The sequence below is a fragment of the Dyadobacter sp. LHD-138 genome (genome assembly GCF_030929615.1).
Classification (GTDB): domain Bacteria; phylum Bacteroidota; class Bacteroidia; order Cytophagales; family Spirosomataceae; genus Dyadobacter.
Window position 1 is genome coordinate 98,759 of record NZ_JAVFVU010000013.1, and the last position, 20,265, is coordinate 119,023.

Sequence of the window (20,265 nt, forward strand, 5' to 3'; positions counted from 1 at the left end):
GCATAGGATGCAGCCGAAAATAAAAAAAACAGCCTGGGGGACCGGGGCCAATTCCGCTGATTAGGGTAAAAGCGATTTAATTTTCAACAAAAAATAATTCCCTGAACCATATACATTTAATAATCTGTCAATGTTATTTAACAATTCAAATTTTTTGCGCCTGAGTAATTTTGCAGCGATTTTTCTGCTGATTTCATCGCTTTCTTACAGTCAGCAAAATCTCAAACTTTGGTATAAACAGCCGTCCAGGCAGTGGGAAGACGCTCTGCCCGTTGGCAATGGAAAACTGGCTGCCATGGTTTATGGCGGTGTTAGCCAGGAGCAGATCCAGTTTAATGAAGAAACGCTTTGGACGGGTGAGCCGAGGAGCTATGCCCACAAAGGTGCCAGTAAATATCTGGGAGAGATCCGTACGCTCTTAAACGACGGAAAACAAAAGGAAGCCGACGAGTTGGCCACTAAGGAATTTATGGGGAATCCGATGCGTCAAATGGCTTATCAGGCATTTGGCGATCTGCTGATTGATTTTCCGGGGCATGAAAAATTTACAGACTATAAGCGGGAGCTTGATTTAAAGGAAGGCATAGCGCGGGTAAGTTATAAAACCGAAGGTGTAGCATTTAAACGGGAAGTTTTTGCCAGTTTTCCGGCAAAAGCCGTTTATGTGAAACTGAGCAGTGATAAGTCCGGGACGCTTAATTTTGATTTGAGCATGAATTCTATTCATGCGAGCAAAAAAATGAGCAGTAATGGAAACGAACTGACTTTACATGTGAAAGTGGACAAGGGCGTGCTGGAAGGTGTGGCCAAAGTGAAAGTGATCACGGATGGCAAGGTCAGCCAGGTAGGTGGTAAAATCTCCGTTCAGAACGCAACGACCGCCACACTGGTGCTTTCTGCGGCCACGAATTATATTGATTATAAAACGATCACCGGTAAACCGGCAGAAAAAACAGCGGTGGTTTTGAAAAATGCTCCGGGTTATGAGCAGGCAAAAAGGGACCATATCGCGGATTATCAAAAACTATATTCCAGATTTAACCTCGATTTGCCGTCAAAAAATAATTCGGAACTACCTACCGATGAGCGGCTTTTGAAATTTAAGGATACACCCGACGATCCTGCTTTTCTTGCTCTTTACGTGCAGTATGCGCGCTATTTGCTCATTACAAGCAGCCGTCCGGGTACACATCCGGCAAATTTGCAGGGGAAATGGAACGACAAGCTGAACCCCGCCTGGGATAGTAAATACACCGTTAATATCAATACAGAAATGAATTATTGGCCGGTGGAAATGACAAATCTTAGTGAGTTGCATCAACCGCTTTTTAGTATGATTAAGGACCTGTCGGAAACAGGCAAAGAGGTCGCGCGGGAGCATTACAATGCGGAAGGATGGCTTGTGCACCACAATACGGACATCTGGCGGGGTGCTGCGCCAATCAATGCAGCGAATCACGGAATCTGGGTTACGGGCGGGGCCTGGTTAAGTCTGCATTTGTGGGAGCATTACCGTTTTACGCAGGATAAAGAATTTTTAGAAAAAACAGCTTATCCGTTGATGAAAGGCGCCGCGGAGTTTTTTGTTAACTTTTTGGTAAAGGATCCTAAAAGTGGCTTTCTGATCAGCTCGCCTTCAAATTCTCCTGAAAATGGTGGTCTGGTTGCCGGGCCGACGATGGACCATCAGATTATCCGCGGTTTATTCCGTGCCTGTATCGCCACGTCCGAAATTTTAAAAACAGATCAGGCTTTTGCTGCAAAATTGAAAACGATCATTCCGCAAATGGCTCCAAATCAGATTGGAAAAGCCGGACAATTGCAGGAGTGGATGACCGACATAGATGATACGACAAGCCATCACCGCCATGTTTCGCATCTTTGGGGTGTGTATCCCGGAGAAGAAATTACGCCCGGTGCTACACCTGACTTATTAAAAGCCGCCAAAAAATCGCTGGAATTTCGCGGTGATGATGGCACGGGATGGAGCCTGGCCTGGAAAATCAATTACTGGGCGCGTTTTCTGGACGGGGAACATGCTTACACGATGATCCGTAAATTGTTTAACCCCATTATGGATGCATCCGTAAAAAAAGGCGGCGGCGGTTCTTATCCCAATCTCTTTGACGCACATCCGCCATTCCAGATTGACGGGAATTTTGGCGGAGCTGCCGGTATTTTGGAGTGTCTTGTACAAAGTCATCTGGATGAAGTGAATTTACTGCCGGCACTTCCATCCGCCTTACCCGACGGGAAAATATCGGGTTTGATTGCGCGGGGCGCGTTCGAGCTGAGCTTGGACTGGAAAAACGGTAAATTACAGTCCGTGAAAATTCTTTCCAAAGCCGGAAATAAATGCACGGTACGTTACGGGGAGAAAACCCTGACCTTCTCTACCGTGAAAGGAAAAACCTATCATTTGAATGCAGACCTGAAATTGTTGTAATATTTAATGTGAATTTTATCTTTTCTTTCGATTGTTTTTCTTTACTTTGTTTTGATAAGATAAAATTCACATTTATTGCCATTTTTTCTGATTTACTCAATGATGAGAGGGTCTTTTGTTTTAGCTATCGATCAGGGTACAAGCAGTACCAAAACGCTTTTATTCGACGAGAAGGGTATCGCAGTCGCGCGGGGAAGCGAGCCGCTGAAGACGGTTTATCTGGATGGCGGCTTAGTCGAGCAGAATCCTGACGATATTTATGAAAACGTCCTGATTTCGGTTGGTAAATGTCTTGACGATTTTAAGCTTAAAGGCGGGCTTATTGCAGACATCAAAACCTGCGGGATTACCAACCAGCGGGAAACATTTGTGCTTTGGGATGAAAATGGCAATCCGCTTCATGATGCAGTGGTTTGGCAATGCAAACGCTCTACTGCAATATGTGACCGGCTGAGAAATCACGGCCTGGAAAGCATGGTTAGGGAAAGGACTGGTTTGCTGGCAGATCCTTACTTCTCTGGAAGCAAGGTTATGTGGCTTAGTGAGAACAAAAATGAAATAAGAAAGAAAATTCTTGCCGGTCAGGCTTACTTCGGGACTGTTGATACCTGGCTGCTATATAAACTGACGGGCGGTAAATCTTATCTGACAGATCATACCAACGCCTCACGTACGCTATTTTTTAATCTAAAAACGCTGGACTGGGATCAGGAACTGATGGGTAAGTTTGGGTTGTCGGGTCTTAATTTACCTCAAATTCAGCCATCATCCAGCTATTTCGGCGAAACTTCTTTTGACGGATTGGTTGAAAAACCATTAGCCATTACAGCGATGATTGGCGATTCGCATGCCGCTGCTTTTGGTGAAGGTTGTTTCTCTTCCGGTATTGCCAAAGCGACGATGGGGACCGGATCTTCAATTCTGATGAACATCGGAACTGAGTCAAAAACCTCTGGTCACGGGATGGTTACCACCATTGGATGGAGCAGTGAAACCCATGTTGAATATGCCCTGGAAGGGGTTGTCGTGACTTGCGGAGCGACAATGGAGTGGATGAAAAAAAGACTCAATCTCTTTCAGGATATTTCCGAAACTGAGGGGATGGCTCAGGCCGTGCCGGACAGCAACGGCGTATATGTTATACCGGCTTTTAGTGGTTTAGGGGCGCCGCATTGGGATATGAACAGGAAAGCTTCGATTGTTGGCCTGACTTTTGATTGTGATAAAAACCACGTGGTGAGAGCCGCATTGGAATCGATTCCTTATCAAATCAAGGATGTGATAAGCGCGATGGAGTCGGATACGGGTGTTTTGCTGGAAGGTCTGATGATAGACGGAGGGTTGACTTCGAACCGTTTTGTCGTTCAGTTGTTGGCTGATTTGCTGGGAATACCTGTGGTGAATTTAGGTTTACCTGAAATTTCCGGATTAGGTGCTGCCTATCTGGCCGGTTTACAGACTGGAATTTTTGAAAATATTGATCATCTGAAAAAGTTGAACAGGGATAAGATCATTGTTGTTCAGTCGGATCAGAATAACGATAAAGTGAAAAAAGGATATCAGGGATGGCAGGATGCAATTGCCGCTAAACTTTAATTTTAATGAAACTAGTCCATTTGTTTTTGATACTTTTTGTATCCGTTTTATCCCCTTGTCTGGCAACTGAGCCTGAAAAAGTCGAATGTTGGGATCGGTTTGAGGTAACTTTGACGGGCCCCCAGACGGGTAATCCCTTTGATGACGTTAAGTTGTCGGCCGAATTTGTAAGCGGGAATGAGAAGGTTGCAGTCACTGGTTTTTATGATGGCAACGGGAAGTATAAAATCCGGTTTATGCCTCAAAAAACAGGTGTATGGAGATATAAAACAATCAGTAATTCGAAAAACCTGAATGCGAAAACCGGTGAATTCATCTGTGTAGCAGCGACCGGGAAAAATCGCGGCCCCGTAAAAGTTGCTGATACATATCATTTTAAGTATGCGGATGGAAAACGTTACTATCCTTTTGGTACTACGCTTTACGCCTGGACGCATCAACCGCAGGCGTTGGAGGAAATAACTTTGAAAACGCTGGAAAAGGCTCCTTTTAACAAGGTTCGTATGTGTGTTTTTCCAAAATATTATTCCAATGTTGAGAATGAACCTGAGTTTTACCCTTTTGTTAAAAAAGACGAAACGAAGGATAAGAACGAAAAAACAAAATTTGTCTGGGATCTTTCCAGATTCGATCCGGTGTTTTTTCAGCATTTGGAGAAACGGATCGACGACCTGAAAGACCTTGGTATTGAGGCGGATATTATTATTTTTCATCCTTATGACAAAGGACATTGGGGTTTTGACAGTTTGGGGAAAGAAAATGATTTGAGGTATATCAAATATCTGACAGCCAGACTTTCATCGTTTAGGAATGTCTGGTGGTCGATGGCCAATGAGTTCGATTATATCAAAACCAAACCGCGTGATGTTTGGGATATCTACACGAAAGCGGTGGTCGGTGCTGATCCTTATAAGCATCTGTGTTCGATTCACAATGGCAGTGTTTATTATGACAACTGGAAACCGGAGTTCACGCATGTCAGTATTCAAAACGGTTCTACGGTAGAGGATTTTGGGCGGGCCACTTTGCTTCGCGATGTATTCTTTCGGCCTATGATTTACGATGAGGTCTGTTATGAAGGGGATCTGCCGCAGCGCTGGGGCCATTTGAGTGGGAAAGAAATGACGGACGCGTTTTGGCAGGGTGCTATTGCTGGGACTTATGTGACCCACGGAGAAACGTATAAGAATGATGGTGATACCATTTTTTGGGCGAAAGGCGGACGGTTAATCGGCAGCAGTCCACAGCGCATAGGCTTTTTGCGAAACATTCTGGAAGAAGCGCCAGGGCCCTGGGAGCTTGCCGATCCTTGGAAAGATCATAAGACCGCAACAGCCGGCAAGGGTTATTATCTGGTTTATTTCGGTAAAGAAATGCAGTCGGAGTGGGAATTTAGTCTCCCAAAAAAAGGAGGTCCCGCTGCGAACAAGAAGTTCAGAGTAGAGGTGATCGATACCTGGGATATGACGGTTACGAGGTTGCCTGACACTTTCGAAATTGCTGAGCCTGCGGAGTACAGAATTTATGATAAAAGCAGAAAGAAAATCAGATTGCCGATGAAACCTTATCTTGCTTTGCGTATTGTTGAGGAGTGAGGCAAGCGGACTATTGTAGGTTATAAACGCGAAAGTATATTTATACTGATTTGCAATCAATGCAAACTAAAAAAGCCAGACAATGTCTGGCTTTTTTAGTTATTTAATTTTTATCTGTTTGTTTTTTGAATTTTATATTTCTAATATTTTCTATTTTGATCATTATTTTAACTTTTTAAGTTATTTAGTTACTTTTTAATGAAAATAATTTGATAATAGAAAAAATGAAACTAAATTTCGAAAAAATAAGAATATAATCGAAAGTAATACAACATTCTTCTCCTTGTTATGAAACCCGATTACTTATGAAACAGTATCTATGTATGCTATTGATATTATTTTGGGTCATGCCGGATGTGCAGGCGCAATTCAGGATAATAAAGGGAAATGTTACAGGCGCAAATGACAACCAGCCGCTGCCAGGTGTGAGTGTCGTGATTAAAGGAACCCAGAAAGGGACGATCACCAATGCAGAAGGGATTTACCAGCTGGAAGTATCGGATGCGAATACAGTTTTGGTTTTTAGTTATGTAGGTTATCAGCCTCAGGAAATAGCCGCTGGAAATAAAACAGATGTTTCGGTGAGCCTTGCATTTGAAAATAAATCACTGGATGAAGTTGTGGTAGTAGGTTACGGAACGCAATCGCAGCGCAATGTGACTGGCGCGGTACAAACCGTAAAAGTTGCCGAGCTGGCCGATGTGCCGGTGCCACAGCTTTCTCAGAAATTACAGGGGCGTTTGGCGGGTGTACAAATCCTGCAAACGACTGGTCGTCCGGGTGGCGGAATGTCGGTTCGGATACGTGGACAGGCGTCTGTATCTGCTGGAAATCAGCCACTTTATGTCGTGGATGGATTTCCGATTACCGGTGATATCAGTACTTTGAACCCCGACGAAATAGAAAGTATCAGTGTGTTGAAAGACGCAGCGTCCACTTCTTTATATGGGTCACGTGCCAGTAACGGTGTGGTTATGATCACGACAAAACGCGCAAAAAACGGCGAAACAAGAATCGCTTTGAATGCTTATTATGGTGTTCAGCAATTGCCGTCACGGGGAATTCCTGATATGATGGATGCTTCTGAATTTGCTCAGTTTATGAAAGACCTGAATGAAGAAAATAAGAGAACCGTTCCAATTGAGTATCAAAATCCGGCCCAGTATGGCAAGGGGACGGATTGGTACAAACTCATTACACGCACTGCGCCGATCCAGAATTACAGTGTTTCGATCGGGACGGGAGGAGAGAAATTTACAACAAACGCAGTGCTGGGGTATTTTCAGCAGGACGGCGTGATCATCAATACGAAATTTAAAAGATTTTCAGTTCGTCTGAACAGTTATTACAGGTTTAATAAGAAGGTACGTATAGGTATTAACGTTGCTCCGTCTGTCTCCATCTTTACAGGCCGGCCAACCGATGGCGGACCCTTTTCTTCTACAAGTGGTTTGATCACCAGTGCGCTTCTTTCGTCTCCGATTGCTCCTGCCGTTAACCCGGACGGCAGTTTACCGGTTACCGCTGTGTCGCCGGGTATGCTCCAGACGCCCAATTGGTATCGCGTTGCCAGGGAAGCGGATGCGACCGACAACAACACGCGTGTGCTTTCAACGGCTTTTCTGGAATACATTCCCGTTGCCGGTTTGACGTTAAAGACCTCACTGAATGCAGAATATGGACAGGTACGCTTTAATAACTTTGTGCCGTCCACTTCCGGAAATGTGAATGTGGCGATGTCAAGAGCATCTGGGGATCTGACACAGACAAACACGCAATTCCTGACCTGGCTTTCTGAAAACATAGCGACCTATGAAAAGGATTTTGCCGATCATCATCTGGACGTAACGGCTGGTTTTACGGCGCAGAAATTTCGTAGCGATATGAACAATGTTTTAGCGACCAATTTTCCAAATGACAAGGTAAGAACGCTGAGCGCGGCTACGGCTTTCACGCCAACGAGTGAAATTCAGGAATGGAGTTTATTGTCTTATCTGGCCAGGGTTAACTATAATTTTAAAGGAAAATACCTGCTTTCTGCCTCCATCCGGCGTGATGGTTCGTCCCGGTTTGGCAAGGATAACAAGTGGGGGAGTTTTCCCTCGGTATCGGCGGGCTGGGTTATTTCGGATGAAAGTTTTATGGCCAATGTCAGGCCGGTTTCGCTGCTTAAAATGCGTTCAAGTTATGGGGTGACCGGGAACAACAACATCGGAAATTACACCTATTATGCCAATGTCGGAGCGACTGGAAGCAATGGTACGAATAACTATGTTTTTGATGGGAAGCTGGCCGCTGGGAATAACGTTACCACTTTGTCAAACAGTACATTGGGTTGGGAAATTACGCATCAGTTTGACTTTGGTGTTGATCTTGGTTTGTTCAATAACCGCCTTTCTTTTGCCTATGATTATTATACCAAAAAAACAGATGGACTCTTGTTTAACGTGCAGGTACCGACTTATACGGGTTTTTCCAATTTTCAAACCAATATCGGAACCTTCAAATTTTGGGGGCATGAGGTTACAATTAGCAGCAAAAATCTGAATAAAGGCCTGAAATGGAATACCGACTTCAATATTTCATTTCTTAAAAACCGGGTTGAAAAGCTTGGAACGGCCAACGCATTTCTGGGGGGAGGTACAAACAGGAATATTACGATGGTCGGACAGCCTATTGGCATGTTGTGGGGATATGTTAATAATGGTGTTTACATGAACCAGGAGGATTACAATAATTCTCCAAAATTCCAGACTTCAAACGTTGGTACGGTCAAAATGAAGGATGTCAATAACGACGGTGTGATTACGGTGGACGACCGCGCAATCATTGGAAATCCTAATCCTGATTTCATTTTCGGTATCAGCAACAATTTTGTCTACCGTAATTTTGACCTGAATATTGTCGCTGCGGGATCTGTTGGAAATGACATTATGAACACCGCTCTTGAATATACAAACAACCTGGACGGTGTTTTTAATGTCGCGAAATCCGTTGCAGGCCGGTGGAGGTCGGAGCAGGATCCAGGAGATGGAATTCATCCGAGAACACTGGCAGGCACAACCGGACTTTTCAGGAATTCCAATTCATTGTGGGTGACCAGCGGAAGTTACCTGACGATAAAAAACATTGCTTTTGGTTATACTTTTCCAGTCAACACGATCAAAAATGTTAAAAGTCTGAGGCTTTATGCAAGCATCCAGCAGGCCTTTGTTTTTACCAGATACAAAGGCTCAAATCCGGAAGTGAACAGCGGAGGGGAAAATCCGCTGTCACAAGGTCTTGATGTAGGCGCATATCCCGTTCCCCGCACATTTACATTTGGTTTTAATGTCGGATTTTAATGAGAACGGATGTTCCGGTTTCCTTTACGATTGCCCTAATTGATATGCAGGTGTTTTAAAATATACTGATATGAAACTGAAAATGATGTTCACCGTTTTTCTGCTTGGCTCCCTGGGGGCATGCAAGAACTACATCGATATAGCTCCCCAGAATTTTATAAGTTCTGATAATTTTTTCAAAACAGAGGCCGATTTTGTACAGGCTGTAAATGCGTCCTATTCTGCGCTGCGAATCGTTTACAACGAAGCCTATATCATGGGCGAAATGCGGTCCGATAATGCGCATTATATTTTCAATAGCTCAAACCGGGGAAATCTCGTTCGTGAAGAAATAGCTGATTTTATCGACAATCCCACTGCCGCTCCGGTGGCAACCAAGTGGGCGGGAAATTATAAAATTATTGCTTATGCCAATGAGGTGATCAGCCGGATTGATGCAGCGACATTATCAGAAACCGTGAAGAAAAACCTGAAAGGCCAGGTCCTTTTCTTACGTGCCCTGGCTTATTTCGACCTGGTACAATATTTTAGCGATGTGCCGTTGGTGGTGGCGCCGATATCGGGGACCGCAGATGAAATCCTAAACGTAGCTTCAACATTACCACGTACCGCAAAGGCTGAGGTGTATGCGCAGATTGTAAAAGATGCGCAGGAAGCTGCAACTTTATTGCCGTCGAAAACCGATCAGGAAAAGGGCCGAGCGACTTCCGGAGCTGCCAAAACTTTGCTGGGAAATGTATATGTGGTGTTAAAACAATGGCCACAGGCCGAAACAGTGCTGACGGAGGTTGTTAATTCCTCTCAATATTCGCTGCTGCCTGACTATGCGGCTGTTTTTAATCCTGCCAATAAAAACCATGCGGAGTCGGTGTTTGAAGTGCAGTATTTACAGGGGAATTTGGGGCTGCAAAGCGCTTTTACGTACACATTTATGCCCAATCTGACGAATATCAATCCGCTGGTTGGTTTTCAGTTTAACAATCAGAGTATTGGCGGATGGAATATTCCTTCGGATGATCTCATAAAAAGTTATGAGACAGGAGATAAAAGAAAGGCGGCTTCGGTATTGGACGGTTATACCAGCGGCGGGACTTTTGTGCAGCAGCCTTTTATCAAAAAATACTTTAATCTGCCTTTGCCAACTCCGAATGGATCTTCGCCCAATGCCAATGACAATTGGCCGGTGTATCGCTATTCTGAGGTTTTGTTATTATTGGCCGAGGCTTTAAATGAGCAGGGTAAGGCAGGTGCGCTGACTTATCTGAACCAGGTTCGCGACCGTGCATTTGGCGCTGGTGTTTCTCAAATCAAAGAAACAAATCAGGCGGCGTTAAAAACGGTTATTGCAAAAGAGAGAAGGATTGAACTGGCATTTGAAAATAAAAGGTGGCTGGATCTGGTTCGCAATGGACAGGCGATTGCCGTGATGTCGGCCTACGGTTCCGCGTTAAAAGCCAGTGGGAAATACCCCAATTTGATTCCGCAGACTTACAATGTTACGGAAAACCGGCTGCTTTTCCCTTTGCCATTCAATGAGATTCAGGTGAATCCGAAATTGAAGCAAAATCCGGGATATTAAGAATTAAGAATTAAAAATAGTATCTGGGATGAAAAATATTACGTTGGGACTTGTCCATACTTCGGCTACACTGGTGCCGATATTTCAGCAGTTATGCAATGAGTTTTTGCCGGGTGTTAATACCTTCAACATCGTGGACGACAGTCTGATCAAGGATGTGATTGCCCGGGGAGAAATGACGGCCAATACGGCCAAAAGGGTGGTGGATCACATAACATCAGCCGAGTCGGCAGGCGCTGATTATATCCTCGTCACCTGCTCTTCGATCGGCAGGGCTGTGGAAACGGCCGATTTACTGACTTCGGTCCCGGTTATCCGTGTGGATCAGGCCATGGCTGATCTGGCAGTTACGACAGGAAAGCGCATTGGTGTGGTGGCCACGTTGCCTACTACTCTGGAACCGACAAGCGATCTGGTCCGACGGAGAGCCAGGCACGCCGGCAAGGAAATTGAACTGACGAGCAAATTGTGTGAAGGTGCTTTTGAAGCTTTGATGAGCGGTAATGCGGCCCTGCACGATGAAATGGTTGGCACTGCGTTGAAGGAATTGTCTCTGAAAGTCGATGTGATTCTTCTGGCTCAGGCTTCCATGGCTCGGGTAGTGGACACCTTAAGCGAGGAAGATAAACGCGTACCGATCATCGCCAGCCCGCCGCACGCGATCCAACATCTTGCTTCGTTACTGAAAAACAATTGATATGGTTGTATTTAGAAAGTTCTGTCTCGGGGTAAGTGTTTTGTGTGTGTTGTCACTCGTTGGTGCGCTTTTGGCCGGTTGGCCGCCGGTTGTCAGTGCGTCGGTGGTAATACTTGCCATTGCTTTTGCGATTGGGATCGGAGCAATTCCGATGCTGAGTGGGTACCAATACACGGCCTGGATCATTGCGGCTGTCGTCGCTGGTATGTGTTATCCCGGTGCATTTTTGCATTGGGGTGATTTTGATTTGCGGAATAAGTGGCTGATACTAATCGTGGTGCAGCTGGTTATGTTTGGTATGGGGATCCAGATGAGCCTTCGTGATTTTTCTGAGCTCGCAACCTCCGGTAAGGGCGTTTTGATTGGTTTATGCAGCCACTTTACGATCATGCCCATTGTCGGGTTTTTACTGACGAAAATTTTCCATTTTGAGCCCGAAATCGCCGCAGGAATCATTTTGCTTGGCTCCTGTTCAAGTGGACTGGCTTCCAATGTGATGGTCTACATCGCCAGGGCGAATCTGGTTTTATCCGTGGCTGTAACCGCGATGACTACACTTGCAGCACCGTTTCTTACGCCTTTTTTGATGAAAATGTTGGCTGGGACGCTGATTCATATCCGCTTTCTGGATATGATGATGGAGATTATCAAAATTGTGATTGTGCCCATCGGAGCGGCTTTAATTCATGATTATCTCAAAACGGGCTCGGCCACTGGAAAGCGGAATTTGTATCTGATTGCCTCGGTATGTCTGGTTTTTCTGGCCAGTTTACCGCTGGGAATTTGGAGTATTTTTAAAGTGAATTTTTCGGAACCTTTGTTGCAATCGATAGAGGTATTGTCATTTTTCGCCGGTGCTGTTTTGGTTGGTTTGGTTTATCATTTGCTGACAAAAGTTGTGGTAAACCTGGACCGGTATATGCCATACATTTCGATGTTCGGGATTGTTTATTTCACCACGGTTACCACAGCGGCCGGGAGAGACAACCTGATGCAGGTTGGTTTTTTACTGTTTTTTGTTTCGGTTATTCACAATTCAGCCGGTTACTTTTTCGGGTACTGGTTAAGTCGCTTGCTGGGGTTGGATAAGCCTTCTGCACGTACCATGGCTTTTGAAGTCGGGCTGCAAAATGGAGGTATGGCTTCGGGGTTGGCTGGTACGATGGGCAAACTCGGAACCGTGGGACTTGCTGCTGCCGTTTTTAGCCCCTGGATGAATATTTCCGGCTCAATTCTGGCAAACTACTGGCGGAGGAGAGAAGAAAAAATTCAGGCTGGCAAAAAAGTGGTGGAAGGAGAGAAGGTTTATGGGGAGTAGCGAGGATATTAGGTGTTGTGGATAGCGAAAGAGGTCGTTTTCGCTACTTCGTGACATACTTTAGGTCTTTTTGTGCACGATAGACGATAATGCGGTCGGCAAATTTTTGAGGTACCAGATCGATCTTGGCTTTTAGTATGACTAGAAGATTTCCAGAAGTCCATGGACGTCGGACTGGTAAAATTGTAATATCTCCTTTTGTTTGTTTAAAATAATTTCAGAAATAAATTGGGTATAAGAATTGCCGGTTCTGAGAAGAATTACTTTTGGAGGGAACCCATTAAGATTAACAAGGTCCTGAAAATCTTCATCAAATGTGACAATTGTAAAGTCGTACTTTTGTGCATAACGCCAGATTTGACGATCGGATGCGGGTTTATGTAATCCAGTCTGGCTTACATGAAGGCAGTTGGGGATTATCTCAGATAGCTTTTTAACAATTCGGTACGAGATATTCTCATCAAACAAAAACTTCATGCCGAAGTAATTAAGATTCGGGTATTTTCCTCTCTATTAGCTGCAAATGATAGCGCAGCCAAAATATCATCTTTTGTTAAGTCAGGAAAATCTTCAATAATTTGTTCATAACTCATCTCACTGGCAAGCCAGCCCAATATATCCCATACGGTTATCCGTGTCCCATTTATGCATGGTTTCCCAAATCGTATTTCCGGATTAATTGTAATTCTGTTTTGCCAGTTTTTCATAGCTTGGGGATTGATTTATCAAATATACGAAATTTCAATTGTAGATTTTAGAAGGGGTTGAGCCGTATGTTTGTTATTGCGGATTCAAGACTTCTCAAAAATATCAATATCTTCACCACCCGAAAAGCAAGATAATAAACCGAAACTCCGGCTTGAAACGATAAACGGTTATTCGCCGACTGTTGTGTTAAATTATATATGAAAACCTGTTTTTGTGGATCCGATCAGCCGTACTCGCGGTGTTGCGGTCCGGTTATTAAAGGAACTGTCAAAGCCACTTCTGCTGAAAAGCTGATGCGTTCGCGTTATAGTGCCTATGTTATGGCGGCTGTGGATTATCTGGTTGATACCACGCATCATTCAAAAAGGGCAGGGCTTGATAAAAAGGATATTGAAAACTGGGCAAAAACCAATAGTTGGCAAAAACTCGAAATCGTCAATGCTTCGACTTTTTCGGTGGAATTCAAGGCTTATTTCAGGGATCGGTCTGGGAAAAAGCAGGTGCATCATGAAAAATCAGCCTTTGTTTTTGAAAATGATAGCTGGTACTATGTAGATGGCGTTTTTAATGAAGATATTTGAATTGAAATTCATTAAAACAACGGATAATGTTTAAACAATTTGCGATTGCCAGGTTTATGGTCGGGTTCATTACGTTTGTATTGACCTATATGGTGGCAACATTGTCGTACGATAATTTCTCTAAGTTTCTGATTGCTGGTATGTTCCTGTTGTCTCTTTATGTTATGAGGGAGGCCCAGAAAGGCAGAGAGGAAGAGCTGGCGAAGAAGGATAAGGAATGGCAGGAGAAAATTAATGAAGTGCAGGAACAGCTGGATCAAAAAGAAGCGGAGTGCGAATTTCTGATCCAGGCGATCATGAAAGCAAGCGAAACAAAGGAGTAACTTGGTTATAATACTCCGCGTAAAACCACGCCGAAATAACCCTCGCCACCAACCTGCCCGCCTTTGAAAACAACTTCAAGGCCATCAACGGGTGATCCGGGAGCGAAAGCGCGGCATAAAGGCGCGCCGGGAGAAATGGGTGTAATCATTTCCACAGCTTCAATACCAATCGTTCTGGCGACAATACTCGATGTGTCGCCACCGGCAATAACAAGTCTTTTTACGGAAGCCTGCGCGGCAGCTGAACGGGCAATTTTCCCAAGCGCAGTGCCATACAGTCTGGAAGTAAGCGACTGTATTTCAGATTTATTAAGTCCTTTTTTTGTCAGAATATCATTCGTTTTTGGAAAACGCGGATCATTTGTGCCCTTGCTCGTATGGACGATCACGCTTTTGCCTTCATTAAGTAATTGGCAGGTGAGCTGAATTTCATTTTCGAGTGTGTAATCCGTTTCGAGTTTTGCAACTGATTCAGTATCAAGATAGACTTCTTCAAAGCCACGTGATAAAGCCCAGGTTATCTGGCTGGAAGTGACGGGGGAGCAGCTTCCTGAAACCACGAGAAGGGGAGCAGCTCTGCCAGCAGTTGGCCAGGAAACAGGAGGTTTGATCAATTCACTTTTGATCCAGAAGTCGCCCAGTGCCAGTTCGATACCGGAAGAGCCTGCCGAAAAATGAGGAGAAGTTTCATCGCCGTAGGCATCGATAAGTTCACCAATTTTTGCCATTTGATTTGGGTAAATGGCATCAAACAAGACAATTTCGGCACCGTTTGTTATCGCTGTTTTTAAAAAATGTTTTGTTTCGGAAATTTCCCGTTCAATCTGAAGAATATCAATCAGACCGCTTTGTTTATGGGTTTGTTTGCCCAGATGAAGACGAATGTCGCTTTCATCCGAAGGAGTGACCGGATGTTTGCTCATGCTGGGGTGCCGGTCGAGACGGTGAATTTCACCCTGGCTGCCGATACCCATGCGCGCAAAAAGATTTCCAAAGGCGCTGTAACGGCCCAAACCAGGGGCGGCTACCACCAGCGAGACAAAACGCGGCTGGAATATTTCGGAGCCAATATCAATCGCGCGACCGATACTGCCCACCGTGGGCGAAGAGTCAAATGTGGAACAAACCTTGTAGTGTACATGTCGCGCCCCGGATTCTTTCAGGGCGGTGAATGCCGGTCGTAATTCCTTCTCCATTTCCTCCGGATTCATGGCGCGCGACATGCCAGCGATGCCTATCGCCTGTATATTTTTATACCGCGACAATTGCTCCAATGTCGGCGGCTCAATAAAAAGCGCAGTTTTAATCCCTGCCTTGCTTAATGTTTCAAGTACATCCGTAGATCCTGTAAAATCATCGCCGTAGTAGGCAATTAACAACTGATTGTCCTGTGGCATGATCTACTTTTGAAAACTGTTTTGACCAAATTTCTCCACAGACTTATAGAATTCGGGATATTGCAGCGTTGCTTCATCTAGTGTGAGGCCGTTTACGGCGCCCTCCCAGGCTTGCTGCAATGCGATGACACCACCTGACGGCCCATCCGGATGCGCCATGATACCGCCTCCCGCCATGTAAAGCAAATCTGTCGTTTTGGTTCTTTGGTAAGTTTCGAAAGTCTGTCCGCCCCATTGGCCGGACGATACCACGGGCAGCACGGAAAATCCACCCAGCAGGGGTTTCAGGCAGGCTTCAATGGATCTGACCACGGAGTCGTCAGATTCCCAGAACTTGTTTTGTATGCCGTTCACGTGCAGTTGATCAACGCCTGCAAGCCTCCATAATTTCTGATAAGCCGAAAACTCGATCCCTAATAACGGATGACGGTTCAGCATGCCCCAGCCGTTTCTGTGTCCGTGGATGGCAAGTTTTCCCTGATCACAGATTTTCTTCGAGGCCGATAAGCCAACGCTGTTCAGGCTTATCATGACGGATGTTCCTCCGGCGGAAACCACTTTGTCATACTTTCGTAACATTTCATCGGTCTCGTCGCTGATGTTGAAAGCATACATGACCTTTTTGCCCGTTTTTTCAGCGTGGTTGTTTATGACTTCCATCACAGCATCGACCCGTTTGGAAAAGGGTGAGTTGGCGGTTGATGACATCAGTTCGTCATCTTTGATGAAATCAATTCCTGCTTCGGCCAGCTGGCGTACAATCTGTGCTGTTTCATCCGGTGATAACCCGATGCTCGGTTTTATAATCGTACCTATTAAAGGCCTGCCGTTTTCTACGCGGGTAAGTTGTCTGCATCCTTCGATACCGAATCGCGGACCGAGAAAATGTTTTCCGTAAGATTCCGGGAAATGAATATCCATCAGTTTTAGTCCGGTAAACTGTGTAATCTCGTACAAATTCCCCTGCAAAGTTGAAACGAGTGTAGGTAGATTATAACCGAAATTTTCCACAGACCAGGAAACTTCAATATTGGCCCGATGATATTGATTGTTTTTCGAAAAAGCGCCGGGGATGGCTGGCTCCGAAACCGTTTCCAGGTATTGAACCGATTCTACGCGTGCAGCAAAACGTTCCTTTAATTCTTTCGTTTCGCCGGGAACAGAAACAAAGGTGCCTGACGATTGCTCGCCCGCCAATACAGCGGTCGCGATTTCAATGTCGTAAGGTGTTTCGATATAATATTTTGCGATAATTCTTTCCATTATTATTTATATAGCGTATTAATGTTTATGAATGTACTATGTTTTGATATGGTATTTAATGAAGTTTATTGTAATTATTTCATGATAATTATTCTTAATAGCCAGAATTCTGACAATTTTTTATCAAAATAAGTCATAAAAATTGCGAAAATATTTGTTCTGTGTAAAAATGTTCCTAATTTTCGTAAAAAATAGAATAAAAAAGAAAATAAAAGAAAATAAATATACATAATTCTAACCCGCATCGCTGTTTATGAAACAATTTTTCAGTATCATCTTTGCACTGCTGCTGATATCGGCGGTTCATGCACAAACACCGGCCATAAAAGGGAAGGTGACCGGCGCCAATGATAACGAAGCACTTCCGGGTGTGAGCGTTGTAATAAAAGGTACGCAGCGTGGTACGACGACAAACGCTGATGGTGCTTTTCAAATTGAAGTGCCTGACGCTTCGACCGTTCTCGTTTTTAGCTTCGTTGGATATAAATCCGTAGAAGAGGCCGTTGGAAGCCGTACTGAAATTGCAGTTAAACTTGCTCCGGAGAATAAGTCGCTGGAAGAAGTGGTGGTAGTGGGTTATGGTACACAGAGTAAGCGGGCGGTTACCGGATCGGTGATTTCCGTCAACTATGACAAATTCAAAGACCGGTCGTTTAGTAACGTGACACAGTCCCTTGCCGGAAGTATGCCGGGGGTTAATATTTCTCAGTCTCAGGGCGCGCCAGGCTCTTCGCCGGTTATCAAAATCAGAGGTGTAAGTTCGATTACAGCAGGAACAAATCCATTGATCGTTGTCGATGGTGTGCCTTTGGAAAACTTCAATTTAAACCTGATCAATCCGCAGGATATCGAATCTGTGGAGGTTTTGAAGGATGCTTCGTCGGCTGCTATTTATGGTTCCCGCGGATCCAGCGGAGTTATACTGATAACAACAAAAATGGGTAAACCTGGTAAGACCAATATCAGTGCCAATGTGGAGTATGGAACGCAGAAAGTGATCCGTCGTGTGAAAATGATGGATGCGCAGCAATACATTTCTACCTACATCGATGCAAAAAATAATGCCTGGCTTGCACAAGGCGGGAAAGCTAGTGACCCAAATAGTGTCCGTCCGACAACATTAAAAATACCGGAAGATTTTACGTCCAATCCGCAGCAATTCGGCAAAGGAACCGACTGGCAGGATGTGATGTTCCGCACGGCACCATCGGTTAATGCACAGCTGACGGTTTCGGGCGGGACTGAAAAAACACAATACATGTTCTCTGGTGCTTATCTGGACCAGACTGCTGTTTTGGACAGAAATTATTACAAACGTCTGTCAATCCGGTCGAATGTCAGAACACAGGTGAGTAAAAAATTGGTGATCGGACTGAATCTTGGTATAACGGCGATTTTTGACAGAACAGAAGGGACGAAAGGGAAAAGTGATGTCATCAGTCTTGGACTTCAGAGCGATCCGATTTTTCCGGTGTATAATGAAAACGGAAATCTTGGTTTCAGAGATCCAAACTCGACCTGGTTCCGCTTTACTTCCTATGCGGATATGAACCTGTGGCATCCATACTCGTTGACAAGAGAAGTGGACAAAGGAAATAAGTCGTTCAACACATTGGGAACTGCTTTTCTGGAATACAACATTCTTGAAGACCTGAAATTCCGTACCAGTATCAGCGGAAATCTGTTCAATAACCGTAATAATTTCTATTGGAACGATAAACAGAAATATGGTTATTCGGCGGTACTGGCAGCGCAGGGAAATGCGGGCGATGCCTACATGCTGAACTGGCTGAGTGAAAATACACTGACTTACGACAAAAAAATCGGAGATCATTCTTTCACCGGTCTTTTGGGCTACACGATTCAGAAACAACGTGATGAAACCATGTATGTGGCTGCCAATAACTTTCCAAACGATCTGGTTCACACGCTGAATGCGGGAACGGTTACGGCGGGAAACACAACGGCAAGTGAGTGGTCGCTGCTGTCTTATCTTGGACGTGTACAGTACAATTTTAAAAATAAATATTTCCTGACTGGTGCCATCCGTAGAGACGGGATGTCGAGGTTTGGGGAAGATAACAAATGGGGGTATTTTCCGTCAGTCTCAGGGGGATGGTTGATTTCTGATGAAGCATTTATGGCTGGCGTGCCAGCGGTAAACAACCTGAAATTGCGTGTGAGTTATGGTGTGACGGGAAATAACCAGATCCCTAATTACGGAGCGATAAGTCTTTTGGGAGCTGCCAACTATGTGACGGGAACAAATCTTTCGAACGGTTTGAAAGTGAGCGGGCTTGCAAACTCAGGATTGAAATGGGAGAAAACGAATCAGTTTAACGCAGGTATTGACCTTGGTCTTTTCAATAACCGCATCAATCTTTCGGCAGAGTTCTATAATTCAATCACACGTGACATGTTATTGTATGTGCCTGTGCCGGATATTACCGGATTCTCTTCCCAGCTTTCCAATATCGGGAAAATGCGTAACAGAGGGGTTGAGTTTAATATTTCAAGCAAAAATATTGTCGGTGATGTGAAAGGTGGCGGTTTTCAGTGGACAACGGATTTCAATATTTCAAGAAATCGCAATCAGGTTTTGCAGCTTGGTCCGGGTAATGCGCCGATCCAGTACGTGGATAACGTTGTGACGGTAAGGACGGAAGTGGGTCAGCCGGTATCCAATTTCTACGGATATAAATTTGACGGAGTCTTTAAAAACCAGGCAGAAATTGACGCTTATCCGCATCACGCCAGCACGACACCGGGTGATCCTAAAGTGAGAGACGTCAACGGGGATGGTAAAATCACGGATGCCGACAGAACGATTATCGGAAATTACCAGCCGGACTTCATAGCCGGTATCACCAACACGGTTTCTTACAAAGGGTTTGAATTTTCATTCATGTTTCAGGGATATTTTGGCGGCGAAATTGCCAATAACAACATCCGTTATTTGGGAACGTGGGACAACGGAAGAAATTTCTTTGCCAACACGTACGATTACTGGCGCTCGGAAAGCAATCCGGGAGACGGCAAACATTTCAAACCGAATGTAAATTACCTGGGCCTTCAAAAACAATTCTCTTCTTACTGGGTTGAAGACGCATCTTTTGTCAGACTTAGAAACGTAAGAATTTCTTATTCCGTGCCGTCCAAATGGATCAGCAAGCTTGCCATGACCAACGCAAGAGTTTATGTGAATGCGGAAAATGTGCATCTGTTCAGCAAATACACGGGTTACGATCCTGAAAATACGACGTACGGAACCACTTCTTACAGCAGCAGCATGGAAACTTCCGGTTCATACAGCAGTGGAAACGCACCGGTTCCGGGCGCTTTCCAGGGTGTTGACTACGGTTCATATCCATTGCCAAGAGTTATTACAGTAGGTATCAAAGCTGATTTTTGATTTGAA

General features: G+C 44.7%; 14 protein-coding genes. 10 read left to right on the forward strand and 4 right to left on the reverse strand.

The genetic code is table 11. The features are described 5' to 3' along the window. Positions 1 to 130 precede the first annotated feature (130 nt). From RB622_RS11965 to RB622_RS11995, 7 genes are all read left to right on the forward strand, one after another. Positions 131 to 2,446, forward strand: a complete 2,316-nt coding sequence (locus tag RB622_RS11965) for a glycoside hydrolase family 95 protein (protein ID WP_308046783.1) — start codon at positions 131 to 133, stop codon at positions 2,444 to 2,446. Between the two features lie 99 nt (positions 2,447 to 2,545). Then, a complete protein-coding gene (locus RB622_RS11970) occupies positions 2,546 to 4,042 on the forward strand; it encodes a glycerol kinase GlpK (RefSeq protein WP_308046784.1) in 1,497 nt (498 codons plus the stop codon). A 5-nt stretch (positions 4,043 to 4,047) separates the two neighbouring features. Further along, complete coding sequence (locus tag RB622_RS11975) at positions 4,048 to 5,637, forward strand: DUF5060 domain-containing protein (protein WP_308046785.1); 1,590 nt, start codon at positions 4,048 to 4,050, stop codon at positions 5,635 to 5,637. Positions 5,638 to 5,942: 305 nt separating this feature from the next. Then, positions 5,943 to 8,981 carry a TonB-dependent receptor gene (locus RB622_RS11980; RefSeq protein ID WP_308046786.1) on the forward strand — a complete coding sequence of 1,013 codons (3,039 nt, stop codon included), beginning with the start codon at positions 5,943 to 5,945 and terminating at the stop codon, positions 8,979 to 8,981. Positions 8,982 to 9,051: 70 nt separating this feature from the next. After that, positions 9,052 to 10,560, forward strand: coding sequence for a RagB/SusD family nutrient uptake outer membrane protein (locus RB622_RS11985; protein WP_308046787.1), 1,509 nt, complete (start codon positions 9,052 to 9,054; stop codon positions 10,558 to 10,560). 28 nt (positions 10,561 to 10,588) lie between these two features. After that, a complete protein-coding gene (locus RB622_RS11990) occupies positions 10,589 to 11,257 on the forward strand; it encodes an aspartate/glutamate racemase family protein (protein WP_308046788.1) in 669 nt (222 codons plus the stop codon). 1 nt (position 11,258) lies between these two features. Beyond that, positions 11,259 to 12,575, forward strand: coding sequence for a bile acid:sodium symporter family protein (locus RB622_RS11995; RefSeq protein WP_308046789.1), 1,317 nt, complete (start codon positions 11,259 to 11,261; stop codon positions 12,573 to 12,575). A 141-nt stretch (positions 12,576 to 12,716) separates the two neighbouring features. Here the strand turns inward: RB622_RS11995 and RB622_RS12000 are convergent, their stop codons facing one another. Both RB622_RS12000 and RB622_RS12005 read right to left on the reverse strand, forming a co-directional pair. After that, positions 12,717 to 13,052, reverse strand: coding sequence for a DUF5615 family PIN-like protein (locus RB622_RS12000; RefSeq protein ID WP_308046790.1), 336 nt, complete (start codon positions 13,050 to 13,052; stop codon positions 12,717 to 12,719). Beyond that, positions 13,049 to 13,282, reverse strand: a complete 234-nt coding sequence (locus tag RB622_RS12005; RefSeq protein WP_308046791.1) for a DUF433 domain-containing protein — start codon at positions 13,280 to 13,282, stop codon at positions 13,049 to 13,051. Before RB622_RS12005 ends, RB622_RS12000 begins: the two co-directional genes overlap by 4 nt. A gap of 198 nt (positions 13,283 to 13,480) precedes the next feature. Here RB622_RS12005 and RB622_RS12010 point away from each other — a divergent pair, with 198 nt between their 5' ends. Then, positions 13,481 to 13,864 carry a YchJ family metal-binding protein gene (locus RB622_RS12010; protein ID WP_308046792.1) on the forward strand — a complete coding sequence of 128 codons (384 nt, stop codon included), beginning with the start codon at positions 13,481 to 13,483 and terminating at the stop codon, positions 13,862 to 13,864. Between the two features lie 26 nt (positions 13,865 to 13,890). Then, a complete protein-coding gene (locus RB622_RS12015) occupies positions 13,891 to 14,187 on the forward strand; it encodes a hypothetical protein (protein WP_308046793.1) in 297 nt (98 codons plus the stop codon). Positions 14,188 to 14,192: 5 nt separating this feature from the next. Here RB622_RS12015 and RB622_RS12020 read toward each other — a convergent pair whose 3' ends face one another. Continuing rightward, positions 14,193 to 15,584 (reverse strand): four-carbon acid sugar kinase family protein, encoded by a 1,392-nt coding sequence (locus tag RB622_RS12020; protein WP_308046794.1) that lies wholly within the window; start codon positions 15,582 to 15,584, stop codon positions 14,193 to 14,195. A gap of 3 nt (positions 15,585 to 15,587) precedes the next feature. Next, positions 15,588 to 16,847 (reverse strand): ribulose-bisphosphate carboxylase large subunit family protein, encoded by a 1,260-nt coding sequence (locus RB622_RS12025; RefSeq protein ID WP_308046795.1) that lies wholly within the window; start codon positions 16,845 to 16,847, stop codon positions 15,588 to 15,590. Between the two features lie 253 nt (positions 16,848 to 17,100). Between RB622_RS12025 and RB622_RS12030 the strand changes: the two genes are divergently transcribed. Continuing rightward, positions 17,101 to 20,259, forward strand: a complete 3,159-nt coding sequence (locus RB622_RS12030) for a TonB-dependent receptor (protein ID WP_308046796.1) — start codon at positions 17,101 to 17,103, stop codon at positions 20,257 to 20,259. Positions 20,260 to 20,265: the final 6 nt, after the last annotated feature.

What these genes read in the sequence shown, in the direction of transcription:
- RB622_RS11970 (WP_308046784.1), top strand. Translation starts at nt 2,546, where the DNA reads ATGATGAGAGGGTCTTTTGTTTTAGCTATCGATCAGGGTACAAGCAGT.
- RB622_RS11975 (WP_308046785.1), top strand. Translation starts at nt 4,048, where the DNA reads ATGAAACTAGTCCATTTGTTTTTGATACTTTTTGTATCCGTTTTATCC.
- RB622_RS11985 (WP_308046787.1), top strand. Translation starts at nt 9,052, where the DNA reads ATGAAACTGAAAATGATGTTCACCGTTTTTCTGCTTGGCTCCCTGGGG.
- RB622_RS11995 (WP_308046789.1), top strand. Translation starts at nt 11,259, where the DNA reads ATGGTTGTATTTAGAAAGTTCTGTCTCGGGGTAAGTGTTTTGTGTGTG.
- RB622_RS12005 (WP_308046791.1), bottom strand. Translation starts at nt 13,282, where the DNA reads ATGAAAAACTGGCAAAACAGAATTACAATTAATCCGGAAATACGATTT.
- RB622_RS11990 (WP_308046788.1), top strand. Translation starts at nt 10,589, where the DNA reads ATGAAAAATATTACGTTGGGACTTGTCCATACTTCGGCTACACTGGTG.
- RB622_RS12010 (WP_308046792.1), top strand. Translation starts at nt 13,481, where the DNA reads ATGAAAACCTGTTTTTGTGGATCCGATCAGCCGTACTCGCGGTGTTGC.
- RB622_RS12015 (WP_308046793.1), top strand. Translation starts at nt 13,891, where the DNA reads ATGTTTAAACAATTTGCGATTGCCAGGTTTATGGTCGGGTTCATTACG.
- RB622_RS12000 (WP_308046790.1), bottom strand. Translation starts at nt 13,052, where the DNA reads ATGAAGTTTTTGTTTGATGAGAATATCTCGTACCGAATTGTTAAAAAG.
- RB622_RS12030 (WP_308046796.1), top strand. Translation starts at nt 17,101, where the DNA reads ATGAAACAATTTTTCAGTATCATCTTTGCACTGCTGCTGATATCGGCG.
- RB622_RS11965 (WP_308046783.1), top strand. Translation starts at nt 131, where the DNA reads ATGTTATTTAACAATTCAAATTTTTTGCGCCTGAGTAATTTTGCAGCG.
- RB622_RS11980 (WP_308046786.1), top strand. Translation starts at nt 5,943, where the DNA reads ATGAAACAGTATCTATGTATGCTATTGATATTATTTTGGGTCATGCCG.
- RB622_RS12020 (WP_308046794.1), bottom strand. Translation starts at nt 15,584, where the DNA reads ATGCCACAGGACAATCAGTTGTTAATTGCCTACTACGGCGATGATTTT.
- RB622_RS12025 (WP_308046795.1), bottom strand. Translation starts at nt 16,847, where the DNA reads ATGGAAAGAATTATCGCAAAATATTATATCGAAACACCTTACGACATT.